General features: G+C 67.4%; 11 protein-coding genes and 1 tRNA gene. 7 read left to right on the forward strand and 5 right to left on the reverse strand.

All coding sequences use genetic code 11. The annotated features are described in order from the left end of the window. The first annotated feature begins 147 nt into the window (after positions 1-147). The 3 genes from ACK4SE_RS07650 to ACK4SE_RS07660 all read left to right on the forward strand — a co-directional run bounded on the left by ACK4SE_RS07650 (position 148) and on the right by ACK4SE_RS07660 (position 3,453). Positions 148-612: a tRNA (cytidine(34)-2'-O)-methyltransferase gene (locus tag ACK4SE_RS07650; protein ID WP_409690716.1), complete on the forward strand. Its 465-nt coding sequence runs from the start codon at positions 148-150 to the stop codon at positions 610-612. Between the two features lie 156 nt (positions 613-768). Then, positions 769-2,223, forward strand: coding sequence for a cryptochrome/photolyase family protein (locus tag ACK4SE_RS07655; RefSeq protein WP_409690719.1), 1,455 nt, complete (start codon positions 769-771; stop codon positions 2,221-2,223). Positions 2,224-2,235: 12 nt separating this feature from the next. Next, positions 2,236-3,453 (forward strand): class I SAM-dependent methyltransferase, encoded by a 1,218-nt coding sequence (locus ACK4SE_RS07660; RefSeq protein ID WP_409690722.1) that lies wholly within the window; start codon positions 2,236-2,238, stop codon positions 3,451-3,453. A 4-nt stretch (positions 3,454-3,457) separates the two neighbouring features. Here the strand turns inward: ACK4SE_RS07660 and ACK4SE_RS07665 are convergent, their stop codons facing one another. Further along, a complete protein-coding gene (locus tag ACK4SE_RS07665; RefSeq protein WP_409690725.1) occupies positions 3,458-5,029 on the reverse strand; it encodes a cryptochrome/photolyase family protein in 1,572 nt (523 codons plus the stop codon). On the opposite strand from ACK4SE_RS07665, the gene sseA reads away from it, so the two are divergent. Further along, positions 5,028-5,855: a 3-mercaptopyruvate sulfurtransferase gene (gene sseA / locus ACK4SE_RS07670; RefSeq protein WP_409690728.1), complete on the forward strand. Its 828-nt coding sequence runs from the start codon at positions 5,028-5,030 to the stop codon at positions 5,853-5,855. The two genes, ACK4SE_RS07665 and sseA, sit on opposite strands and share 2 nt — an antisense overlap. A gap of 6 nt (positions 5,856-5,861) precedes the next feature. On the opposite strand, the gene ACK4SE_RS07675 is transcribed toward sseA, so the two are convergent. Then, the gene (locus ACK4SE_RS07675; protein ID WP_409690731.1) at positions 5,862-6,959 is read right to left on the reverse strand and encodes an amino acid ABC transporter substrate-binding protein; all 1,098 of its coding nucleotides are present in this window, start codon (positions 6,957-6,959) and stop codon (positions 5,862-5,864) included. Between the two features lie 98 nt (positions 6,960-7,057). Here ACK4SE_RS07675 and metC point away from each other — a divergent pair, with 98 nt between their 5' ends. Both metC and ACK4SE_RS07685 read left to right on the forward strand, forming a co-directional pair. Next, positions 7,058-8,227, forward strand: coding sequence for a cystathionine beta-lyase (gene metC, locus ACK4SE_RS07680; RefSeq protein ID WP_409690733.1), 1,170 nt, complete (start codon positions 7,058-7,060; stop codon positions 8,225-8,227). Positions 8,228-8,299: 72 nt separating this feature from the next. Beyond that, positions 8,300-9,076, forward strand: coding sequence for a hypothetical protein (locus ACK4SE_RS07685; RefSeq protein WP_409690735.1), 777 nt, complete (start codon positions 8,300-8,302; stop codon positions 9,074-9,076). An 18-nt stretch (positions 9,077-9,094) separates the two neighbouring features. Here the strand turns inward: ACK4SE_RS07685 and ACK4SE_RS07690 are convergent, their stop codons facing one another. After that, positions 9,095-10,213: a hypothetical protein gene (locus tag ACK4SE_RS07690; protein ID WP_409690737.1), complete on the reverse strand. Its 1,119-nt coding sequence runs from the start codon at positions 10,211-10,213 to the stop codon at positions 9,095-9,097. A gap of 201 nt (positions 10,214-10,414) precedes the next feature. On the opposite strand from ACK4SE_RS07690, the gene ACK4SE_RS07695 reads away from it, so the two are divergent. Further along, entirely contained in the window at positions 10,415-11,437 is a 1,023-nt protein-coding gene (locus ACK4SE_RS07695) for a GSCFA domain-containing protein (RefSeq protein ID WP_409690740.1), read from the forward strand. A 26-nt stretch (positions 11,438-11,463) separates the two neighbouring features. On the opposite strand, the gene ACK4SE_RS07700 is transcribed toward ACK4SE_RS07695, so the two are convergent. Beyond that, positions 11,464-11,540 (reverse strand) — tRNA-Arg (locus tag ACK4SE_RS07700). Positions 11,541-11,622: 82 nt separating this feature from the next. Next, a complete protein-coding gene (locus ACK4SE_RS07705; protein WP_409690742.1) occupies positions 11,623-11,928 on the reverse strand; it encodes an ETC complex I subunit in 306 nt (101 codons plus the stop codon). Positions 11,929-11,991: the final 63 nt, after the last annotated feature.

The following is an 11,991-nucleotide window of genomic DNA, read 5'->3' on the forward strand; positions in this document are numbered from 1 at the left end:
ATGTGGTGCGTAAACCCTGCGGGGCTGTTCAGTCCATGCCTCGGCCTGGCTTTGCGGCGGTTCGCCGCAAGTCACTGGCGCTTCGATGCGAAGCGTTCGCAAACAGACCGCGACAAGGCCCCGCCCCGCGCGTATGAGGGCCTTAGAATGCGTCTGACCCTTTTTCAACCTGACATTCCCCAGAACGTGGGCGCCTGCATCCGATTGTCGGCCTGTTTCGGGGTTCCGCTGGACGTGATCCGGCCCACGGGCTTCGCCCTGGACGACCGCGCCATGAAGCGTGCGGCGCTGGATTACGGCCCCCTGTCGCACATGACCCTGCATGATGACTGGGCCGCCTATGGCGACGCTGGACCGCCGGGACGATTGATTCTGTTCACGACGAAGGCGGCGCAGGTCATGACCGACTTCGCCTTTCGCCCGGACGACCGTCTGCTGTTCGGACGTGAAACCGCCGGCGCGCCGGATTTCGTTCACGATGCCGCAGACGCGCGGCTGTTCATTCCGATTCGCCCCGAAGCCCGCTCCCTGAACCTGGCCACATCAGCGGCTATCGCCCTGTTCGAGGCCCTGCGGCAGACGCAAGGCTTGTCAAAGCCGCCGACAGCCTGAACCGTCGCCGCCCCCGCGGTCATCCGGGAACGCGGCCCGGCCCCGGTGAAGCCGCCACCGCCGCTTTGTGCGACAACGCACACCCGACGGTTGCGTCCGTGAGCACGCAGCCGCGTATCTGTCCGGTCTGCCCCCTTGGAAGCCGCCAGCTCGATCATGACCTCCACCCCGCCGCCGCCCGTCATCGTCTGGTTCCGGCGTGATCTCAGGATCGCGGACAATCCGGCCCTGACCGAGGCGGCGGCGACCGGCGCCCCTGTGGTTCCGCTGTACATCCATGATGAGCGGCTGGACGGACGCCCCATGGGCGCGGCGTCGAAATGGTGGCTGGACAAGTCCCTGCGCGCCCTCGCCGCCGACCTGCAGCATCGCGGCGCGCCGCTCGTGCTGCGGTCCGGCGACGCAGAGGCGGCGCTGCGGGCGATTATCGATGAGACCGGCGCGCGGACCGTGCTGATGAACCGCATGTTCGAGCCCGCAGCCTGGGAGCGGGACGCGGAGATCGCCCAGGGGCTGAAATCCGACGGCGTGGCGTGCCGGGGCTTCAACGGCACGATGCTGGCCCGGCCTGGCTCGGTGCGCACCGGTCAGGACGCCCCCTACAAGGTGTTCACCCCGTTCCTGAAGGCGCTGCTTGAGGTCGCCGAAGAGCCCGCGCCGCGCGAGGGGCCACGCGCCCTCGACGGCGTCGAAGGCCTGAAGAGCGAAGCGGTCGACGACTGGGGTCTGCACCCGACCCGGCCAGACTGGTCCGGCGGCTTTGACTGGACCCCCGGCGAGGCGGGTGCGCGCGAAGCCGTGGCGCGCTTTCTGGCCGGCCCGCTCAAGGCCTACGGCGACGGCCGCGACGTGCCGGGCAAGACCGGCACCAGCCGCCTGTCCCCTCACCTGCATTTCGGCGAAATCAGCCCATGGCGGGCGGTGCGCGCCGCGCGTCAGGCAACTGAGGAAGGCCGCGTTCCGGCCAAACAGGCCGAGAAGTTCGTCAGCGAAGTGGGCTGGCGCGAGTTCTCCACCCACCTGCTGCACCAGTTCCCCTATATGGCCGAACGCGCCTTCCGGTCCGAGTTCGACGCCATGGCCTGGCGCGACGACGCCGAGGGTCTGGAGGCGTGGAAGCGCGGCATGACCGGCTATCCCATCGTTGATGCGGGTATGCGCCAACTCTGGGCCACCGGCTGGATGCACAACCGGGTGCGGATGATCGTGGCGTCCTTCCTGATCAAGGACCTGCTGATCGACTGGCGCGAGGGCGAGGCCTGGTTCTGGGACACCCTTGTGGACGCCGACATGGGAAACAACATTCAGAACTGGCAATGGGTCGCCGGATCGGGCGCGGACGCCGCGCCCTATTTCCGCATCTTCAATCCCGTGACCCAGGGCGAGAAATTCGACGGGGACGGAACGTATGTACGACGCTGGATTCCTGAACTGGCCGGGCTGTCAGATCGCTGGGTCCACGCGCCCTGGACCGCGCCGAAAGAGGTTCTGGGGGCCGCGGGGATCCGGCTCGGGCGTGACTATCCGGCCCCGATGGTGGATCATGCCATGGCGCGAAAACGCGCCCTGGACGCTCTGGAGGCCATCAAGCCCGCACGGGACAAGGACTGAGGGGAGGTTCTCATGACCGCTGTGACACCGGACATCGCCGAGACCGCCGCGCGGACGCCCACCGGGTTCGGCTTTCTTCTGAAGTTTCTGGCCGCGAACTGGGCCATCGGGCGGTTGACCGTGCGCCTGCCGAACGGCGCCGTGCATGAGCTCAAGGGCAAGGAGCCCGGACCGTCCGCCACCCTTGTGGTCAAGGACTACGGTTTCGCCAGGCGCGTGCTGGCCTCGGGCGACATCGGATTCGCCGAGGGCTACATGGCCGACGAGTGGGACACCCCGCATCTGGCCGGACTGCTCGAGGTTCTGGTGCGCAACTATGAGAGCATCCAGCGGCTGTTCGACGGCAATGTGGTCATGCAGGCCCTGCACTGGGCCCGGCACCGGCTGAACCGCAACAGTCGCGAGGGCGCGCGCAAGAACATCCACGCCCACTATGACCTCGGCAACGCCTTCTACGAGACCTGGCTGGACCGGACCATGACCTACTCCTCGGCGGTCTTCGAGACGCCGGGTGAGGCCCTGGAGGCCGCCCAGACCCGCAAATACGCCCGCCTGGCGCAGGCCATGGACCTGAAGGCGGGCCACAAGGTGCTGGAGATCGGCTGCGGCTGGGGCGGGTTCGCGGAGTACGCGGCAAAGGAAGTCGGCGCCCACGTCACCGCCATCACCATCTCCACCGAACAGCACGCCTACGCCACGCGCCGTCTGGCCGAGGCCGGGCTGTCCGAACGGACCGACATCCAGCTGATCGACTACCGCGACGTCCGGGGCCGGTTCGACCGGGTCGCCTCCATCGAGATGTTCGAGGCGGTGGGACAGGAATACTGGCCGACCTATTTCGACAAGATCCACGAGGTGCTGACGCCCGGTGGACGCGCCGCGTTGCAGATCATCACCATGGATGACGCCCTGTTCGCGGACTATCACAAGCGCACGGATTTCATCCAGAAGTACGTCTTCCCCGGCGGCATGCTGCCCAGCGAGGCGGTGCTGCAGCCGATCGTGGAGCGCTCCGGTCTGGCGTGGAGCGGCATCGAGCGGTTCGGCCATTCCTACGCCGACACCCTGAAACGCTGGGACGAGCGGTTCATGAGCGCGTGGGACCAGATCCAGCGCATGGGCTTCGACGAGCGGTTCCGGCGGCTGTGGCGCTTCTACCTGGCCTATTGCGAGGCCGGCTTCCGCGCCGACCGGATCAATGTGGTGCAACTGTCGCTGACCCGAAACTGAGGGCTCAGCCCGGCTTCACCGCCCCCAGTGCGGTGCGCGCATCCTCGGCTTCGCGCACCAGCGCCGCGCGCTGATCCTCTGACCAACGCTCCAGCGTCCGGTAAGGCATGGCCAGCCGGGGATTGTCGCGCAGACGCCCCCGGTTGCGCTCCAGAAAGCCCCAGTACAGCCGGTTGAACGGACAGGCGCCGGGCCCGGACTTCGCCTTCACGTCAAAGGCGCAGCCGCTGCAGTAGTCGCTCATGCGGTCGATGTAGGCCCCCGAGGCCGCATAGGGTTTCGACCCCACGATGCCGCCGTCGGCGAAGGTGGCCATGCCGCGCGTGTTGGGCATCTCGACCCACTCATAGGCGTCGGCGAAGACCACCATGTACCACTCGTCCACCGCGTCCGGGTGCACCCCCAGCAGCATGGCCAGATTGCCCGTGACCATCAGGCGCTGGATGTGGTGAGCATAGGCGTGGCGCCGCGCCTGTTTCACCGCGTCGGCCACGCAGGCCATGTCGGTCTCGCCCGACCAGAAGAACCACGGCAGCGCCCGGTCGGCGTCCAGATGGTTGCGGCGCAGATACTCCGGCGCCTTCAACCAGTAGACGCCCCGCACGAACTCCCGCCAGCCCAGAATCTGGCGGATGAAGCCTTCAACCGCGTTCAGAGGCGCGCGCCCGGCGCGGTATTCCGCCTCGGCCCGACGGCAGACGTCCAGCGGGTCCAGCAGGCCCATGTTCAGGGCCGTGGAGATCAGCCCGTGCCACAGGAACGGCGCGCCCTCGGCCATGGCGTCCTGCCAGTCCCCGAAGCCGGGCAGGATGCGCGTCAGGAAATCCGCCAGCACCGCTTCGGCCTGATCGTGGGTGACGGGCCAGCCGAAGGCGTCCAGATCGCCGAAGTGATCCCCGAACCGCGCCTCGACCATGGCGATCACCGCGCGCGTGGCGTCGTCCGGCGGACAGCGCAGCCGCGACGGCGGGGCGATGGAGGCGGGCAGCCGCTTGCGGTTCTCGGCGTCGAAATTCCAGCGGCCGCCCTCGGGCTCGTCGCCGTCCATCAGCAAGCCGGTCCGCCGCCGCATCTCGCGGTAGAAGAACTCCATCCGCAACTGTCGACGCCCCTCGGCCCAGCGCTGGAACACCACGTGGCCGCAGAGGAAGCGGTCGTCCTCCCGCATCTCGACCGGCGCGGCGCAGTCGGCGACGAAGGCGCGAAACGCCTCGGCCAGTCGCCATTCCCCCGCCTCGGTCAGGACGATCCGCTCCGGCTTCAGGTCCTCGACGGCCCGCGACAGTTCACCGACGATGGACTGGCGGTTGTCCGGATCGTCCAGCCGCACATAGCGGACCGTCACGCCCCGCTCGGCCAGCCGCCCGGCGAAGGCGCGCATCCCGGCCAGCACCAGGGCGATCTTCTGCTTGTGATGGCGCACATAGCCGGTCTCGCCCTCGACCTCGGCAATCAGCACCACGTCGCGGGCGGGGTCCAGATCGCGCAGGCCCGCCAGACCGTCGCTGAGTTGATCGCCCAGCACCAGACGCAAGGCCCCCGTCCCAACCGCCGCCGTCATGCTAGTCTGCCCCATGATCCATCCCCTGCTCTCTACAGACGAACTTTCCGCCCTTCTGGATGCGCCTGATGTCCGCATCATCGACGCCAGCTGGCGCATGGACGGAAGCCGTCCGGGCGACGACGACCCGCGCATCCCCGGCGCCGTGCGCTTCGACATCGACGCGGTGGCGGACCGCGCCAGTCCCCTGCCCCACATGCTGCCGTCGCCCCAGGCGTTCGCGGCGGCGGCGGGCGCCATGGGCGTCGATCAGGACGACCACATCGTCGTCTACGACGAACGCGGCCTGTTTTCAGCGGCGCGGGTCTGGTGGACCTTCCGCACCATGGGCGCGCGGCGAGTGCGGGTGCTGGATGGCGGCCTGCCAAAATGGATCGCCGAAGGGCGCCCGGTCGAGACGGGGCCGGCGACCTCGCTCCCGCCCGCCACGTTCCAGGCCGACTTAAACCCCGACAGCGTCGCCGACCTGATCCAGGTCCGGCGTGCTCTGGAAGATCCCGCCGCTCTGGTGATCGACGCCCGCCCCGCGGCGCGCTTTCTTGGAGTGGCGGCCGAACCCCGCGCCGGCCTGCGCAGCGGCCACATGCCGGGGGCGATCAACGCGCCCTTCGGCGATGTGCTGAACCCGGATGGCACGCTGCGGACGCGCGAGGACCTCGCCGGAATCTTCGACGGCGCGGGGCTCAGACCCGACCAGTCAGTCATCACCACATGCGGCTCGGGCGTCACGGCGGCCATTCTGAGCCTTGCTCTTGCCGTGCTGGATCGCGACAGCGCGGTCTATGACGGGTCGTGGGCCGAATGGGGCGCCCGGCCGGACGTTCCGGTTCAGACAGGCTAGAGCCGCCTAGCGTATGGGCAGGCCGTACATCAGACCGCGCGGATTGGCGTTCCACCCCGCGTTCAGGCCCCGGGCCAGATTCAACGACGACCGCTCACCCAGATTGCGATCGAAGATCTCGCCGTAGTTTCCGACGCCCGCGATGGCGTCGTGGGCCCAGGCGTCGGACAGACCCATCATGGAGCCGAACCCGTCCTGGGCTCCCAGCAGCCGCTGGATCCGCGGGTCGGGCGAGTTCTCGGCCAGGTTGTCCACATTCGCCTGGGTCACGCCCAGTTCCTCCGCCAGGATCAGGGCGTTCAGGGTCCAGCGCACGATGTCGGCCCACTGGTCGTCGCCGCGCCGGACCACCGGCCCCAGCGGCTCCTTGGAGATCACCTCCGGCAGAATGGCGTGGGCCTGGGCGTTGCTCATCATGGTCCGCGCCGCCGCCAGGGCCGACACGTCGCCGGTGAAGGCGTCGCAGTCCTCGGCGGCGTAGGCCTCGCGAGCCTCCTCCTCGCTGGCGGTCATGACCGGCTCGTAGCGCAGGTTCCTGACCGAGAAGTAGTCCTGCAGGTTCAGGGCGGTAGTCGAGTTTGACTGGACGCAGATGCGCGCGCCGTCCAGCTCCGCGGCGCTGGTCAGGGCCAGCGAGCGACGCACCAGAAAGCCCTGCCCGTCGTAATAGTTGACCCCCGCGAACTCCATCCGCTCGCCCGCATCGCGCGCCATGGTCCAGGAGGTGTTGCGCCACAGCACGTCGATGCGCCCGTCCGACAAGGCTTCGAAACGGTCCCCGATGGACAGCGGCACGAAGCGCACCGCATCGGGATCGCCCAGGACAGCGGCGGCCGTGGCGCGGCAGAAGTCCACGTCGAACCCGCGCCACTGTCCGCGATTGTCGGTGTAGGCGAAGCCCACCAGCCCCTCATGCACGCCGCAATTCAGCCGCCCGCGGGCGCGCACCGCAGCCAGGGTCTCGCTCGCCTCGGCCGCCTCCTCCGCGGCCAGCGGGGCGTCGGGCGCCTGATCGGCCGCCTCACGCCCGGACTCGCCGTCGCCGCAGGCCGCCAGCATCAGCAACCCCGTCACCAGCCCCGCCCGAAATGCGTGCACGATCATCATCCTCGCCTTCGTATGAACCGTGCTTGCGGTGTTAGAAGTCTTTGGCATGCCTCCGCAACCCGCGAGGCGCCTTTCACCGCCACACGGGCCCATTCATGAGCCGATCCCCTTCCGACCGCACCCGCCTGATCCGTTCGGCGACCCGCAAGCCGACGCAGGGCCGCCGTCCGGTCAACCCGCCCATCGAGCGCGCCTCGACCCTGCTGAACCCCAGCGCCTCGACCCTGCGGGATGCCTCGCTGGGGCCCGTCTACGGCATCGACGGCATGACGGTTCAGCACGAACTGCGCGCCCTGATCGCCGAGATGGAGGGCGGGATCGACGCCTGGCTGACGCCCACGGGCCTGGCCGCCGTCACCATCCCGATCGTCGCCCTGACCCGGCCCGGCGACACCGTGGTCGCCACCGACGCCGTCTACGGCCCCAGCCGTCGTTTTCTGGACCGCCACATGGCCGCGCGCGGCGTCACCACGCGCTATCACCCTGCCGACGCCTCGACGGACCAGATCATCGCCGCACTGGACGGCGCGAAACTGCTTCTGATCGAATCCCCCGCTTCCCTGACCTTCGAGATGATCGACGTCGCGGCCATCGCCGCCGCAGCGCGGGCCAGGGGCGTGCTGACGGTGATGGACAACACCTGGGCCGCCGGTCTGGCGTTCCGGCCTCTGGCTCACGGGGTGGACGTCAGCGTGCAGGCGGTCAGCAAATATGCGGCGGGCCACTCCGACCTGCTGATGGGCGCCGTGTCCGTGGCCGACGCGCGCATCGGCAGGGCGGTCTTCAACACCATCGAGGATCTGGGCTGGCACACCGCCCCGGACGAGGCCTGGCTGGCCCTGCGCGGCCTGCGCACCCTGCCGCTGCGCATGACAGAACACGCGCGATCCGCCTTGCAGGTGGCGCAATGGCTCCAGGAAAGACCCGAGGTGGCCCGCGTGCTCTACCCGCCCCGGCCCGGCTCGGTCAGCCACGACCTCTGGGCGCGCGACTATGCCGGCGCGGCGGGCCTGATGGGCGTCGTTTTGAACCGCGGAACGGAGACGGAGGCCGAAGCCCTGCTGGACGCCCTGACCCTGTTCGGCCTCGGCTATTCCTGGGGCGGCTTCGAGAGCCTGGCGACCCACGAGACCGGGCAGATGACCCTGCGCCGCCATCCGGCAGCCCTGGAGGGGCCGCTGATCCGCCTGCACATCGGCCTGGAGGACCCCGACGACCTGATCGCCGATCTGGATCAGGCCCTGACGGGGTGGCCCTGGCCCTGACGCGGCGTCGATTGCGACGTCGTGGCCGCATGCTAGCCTGATCGGTGAAAACAGACCGCTTGGGAGACGAAGATGATCGGGATTGCATTTCTGGCCGCCTCGCTGTGCAGCGCTCTGGATGGCGCGGCCGCGATCTGGGATCGGGAAGCCCGCTACATCGTCGTCGGCGAAATGCACGGAACGAGAGAGGCGCCTGCCGCCTTCGCAGGGCTGGTTTGCGAGGCGGCGTCACAAGGCCCGGTCACCGTCGCGCTCGAGTTCAGCGCGGGGATACAACCGCAACTCGACGCCTTCCTCGACGCGCCCGACGACGCATCGGCGACTGCGATCCTGCGTGAGACATCGTTCTGGAATCTGGAACGGGCGGACGGCCGCTCCAGCCTTGCGATGCTTGAGATGATGCTGTCGATCAGGCGCCTGAAAGCCGAAGGCCGCGACATTGCGCTGGCCGCTTTTCTGCCGGACACCCAGCGCCCACCCGGCTTCGATCAGAACTACCACGAGCTGGAAATGGCGGCATTGCTCGCACAGGCCGCCATGGGGCGCCCGGAGTCCCGTGTGCTGGTGCTGGTCGGCAACGTTCACGCCGCCAGAATCCGGCTTGAGGACTTCGACCTGTTGCCCGCCGCGGCGCATCTTCCCGCTGCCGAAACACTGTCCCTCGCTATCATCCAGCAGGGGGGCAGTTCCTGGAGTTGCAGCGCCGAGGCCTGTGGGCCCCAGGACCGGACGCCCCTGCATGATCAGAACCGGCGAGGAATCGATCTCACACCGATCCGGGACGGGGCCTACGATGGATCGCTGGCGATCGGGCCGACGACCCCATCACCGCCTGCCGCCGAACAGTGATCCGGCGTTCGCGCCGTCTCAGATCATCCCCTGCATGAACCGCACGCCGACCTTTTCGGCATAGGTCTTGACCAGGTCGGCGGCGGCGATGACGTCAGGGTCATCGGACTTGCGCGCAGCGGTGAACGGCCGTCCGGCGTCGGCGATCGGATGGCCGTACAGCGAATTGGCGTACTGCACCTGGGCGAGAACGCGATAGTTCTCTTCCGGGTGCACGCCCTTGTGCAGGGCGCTGGTGTCCACCAGGAACAGCGTCCCCGCCGGGCCGGTGATGCGCTCCTCCTGATCCAGCAGGCCATGCTGGGCCACCCTTTCATCGGTGTGCCGGCCGTCGGCCCACAGGGCGTCCGGGCGTTCGCGGTGGGTGCCGGAGATCATGGCGTGCGGGCCGTCCTTGGGTCCCACGTCGGTCAGATACATGAACAGCTTCACGAACCCGAGCCGGTACATGTCGTGGTGATAGAGCTGCGCCGTATCGGACAGGTCCTTGGCGTTGACCGGCACGTTGGAGTTCACGAAGGCCACAGGCACGTCGAAGATCGGCGGCACGCCCATGTACTGGTGCACGATGGTCAGCAGCAGCGGATCAGCGGCCACCTCGTACATCTCGCCGAAGCTGGTGACCCAGGAGAAGTTGGACTTGATCTGGGGCGGCGCCTCGGGTGAGCCGCTCAGGATGTTGGTCAGGCGCTCGCCGTGGATAGCCTCCATGCGACCCAACACCTTGTCGCGCAGGCTCTCCACAATGGCCGGCGGAATCGAGAATTTCGCCTTCCACATGCCGGTCTTCTGCAGCGACCGGACCGCGCCGCGAATGGTGTTCGGCTGGTCCGCCACATCGAACATGCTGCGCGCCAGATTGTATTTCTCGGACGGCACGTGGTCGGCGATGACCGAGCTGAACACCTGATGGCTCTTGGACCGGGTCTCGGTGAAGGTCTGGCGCAGCAACAGGTACTCGTCGTTGGTGTTGGTGCGCTTGCGGGTATAGCCGCCATAAGCCTCGGCCATCTTTCGCGTGGCGTAATTGGGCGGGAGGTAATCACTCAGGTTGCGGTTCAGCTCCGCCGCCGCCAGCCCCTCGACCTGAACAGAATAGTTGCGCGCCTGAACCAGAATCCTGTCGCCGAACGCCATGGGCTTTCCCTTCGAAAGTCTGCAGAACCTGTATTCTCCCGGAGCAATGTCAGCAAGCGGGCCTGGGCCACAGCGAGGGCCAAGCCGCGTTTCGACGACAGCCGGCCCGCCATCCAATACCCGAATAGCTGCATACGACTGCAACCAGAGTCATCGCATCGAATTAAAGCACTAAGAGCGACATAGATTTGGGACTTCAAAATGGCTGACATCAAACCGAAAAAGGCGCCACTCGGTGCGGTGGAGCCCAAACTGCCGCCCTACATCGAGAAGCTGGAGGCCTGGCCCGAGCCCAATGCGAAATGGGAAGTCCATCACCGCGAGAAGCTGCTTACGCTGGAGCACGAAAAAGCCTTCAACCAGAACGACCGCTTCTATGTGATCGGAAGCTGCTTCGCCGAGCGGATTCGCATGGGTCTCGAGGCGGAAGGCATCAAGGTCGGCCCGAACTACAAGGCTGTTCCCATGGCCGACGACCGGTACAAGATCGACACCCTGCCGGGCCGTCCTCACATGAACTATTACAACAGCTTCGCCATCCGGCAGGAGATGGACCGGCACATCGGCGCGTGGACCCAGGACCCGGACGACTACTGGACCCTGCCCAAGGACTTCATCTGGGGCAGCGACCAGCCGATCTATCAGGATCCGTACCGCCGTCTCGTCTTCGGCCGCACCCCCGACGACCTTCGGGAAGCCATCTCACACGTCAATGCGATCATGGACGAGGGCATCCGCAACGCGGACGTGTTCTTCATGACCATGGGACTGACCGAAACCTTCGTGAACAAGAAGACGGGGCTCGTGGCCTGTCAGCGCCCCGCCTATGGCGGCGGCGGCGGGTCGGACGAGACCGAGTTCCGCATGTCCACCTACGAAGAAAACTACGCGAACATGAAGCGCACCGTGGAAGTCATGCGGCAGGTGCGTCCGCATGCGCGCATCTTCGCGACCGTATCGCCCGTGGGGATCGCCCGGACCTTCATCGGCAAGGACGTCTATGTCGCGACGACCGAGAACAAGGCCATCCTGCGCGCGGTGCTGGGGGCGCTTGATCGGGAAATGGACTACGTCCGCTACTTCCCTTCGTACGAAATCACCATGGCGAACGGCCCCAACGCCTTTTACGAGAGCGACGGCCGGCATGTGAACCCATGGCTTGTGAAGCGGCTGGTTCGCGCCTTCCTCGACGCACACTACGACGAGACGCCGACGACGGCTTGACGTCCCGCCGTCATCGCCGCTGTGCATGGCGCGCCCGGCAGGACTCGAACCTGCAACCGTCCGCTTAGAAGGCGGGTGCTCTATCCGGTTGAGCTACGGGCGCCGTCAGGCATGCGGTGAAGTAGCGCAAAGCGCGGCAGCCGCAACGAAAAACCACGCACGAAGCGCGGTGGCCGCAAACAGGATCAGTGGGTCCAGGGCTGCTTGCGGCCGGGGGCGAAATTGTCGGCGTAGGCTTTCAGGATCACCGGCGCGGCCTGGGGCTCGTGCAGTCGGAACGGAATGCCGTGCCGCTCGGCGTAGGCCACCGCCTCTTCAGCCGTATCGAAGGTCAGGCGCACCTGGCCGTTCATGTCGGTCGACGAGGTCCAGCCCATCAGCGGGTCGTTGTTGCGCGCCGTGTTCGGCTCGAACTCCAGAATCCAGTCGCGGGTCTTGGCGCGGCCGGACTGCATGGCGGTCTTGGCGGGACGATAGATGCGCGCGAGCATGGCGGACCCTGAAGAATCTGGATGTCAGAAGCGGCCCAGATAGCGCGCGCCGACGCGGGGGTC

It is taken from the genome of Brevundimonas sp. (assembly GCF_046293315.1).
GTDB lineage: Bacteria > Pseudomonadota > Alphaproteobacteria > Caulobacterales > Caulobacteraceae > Brevundimonas.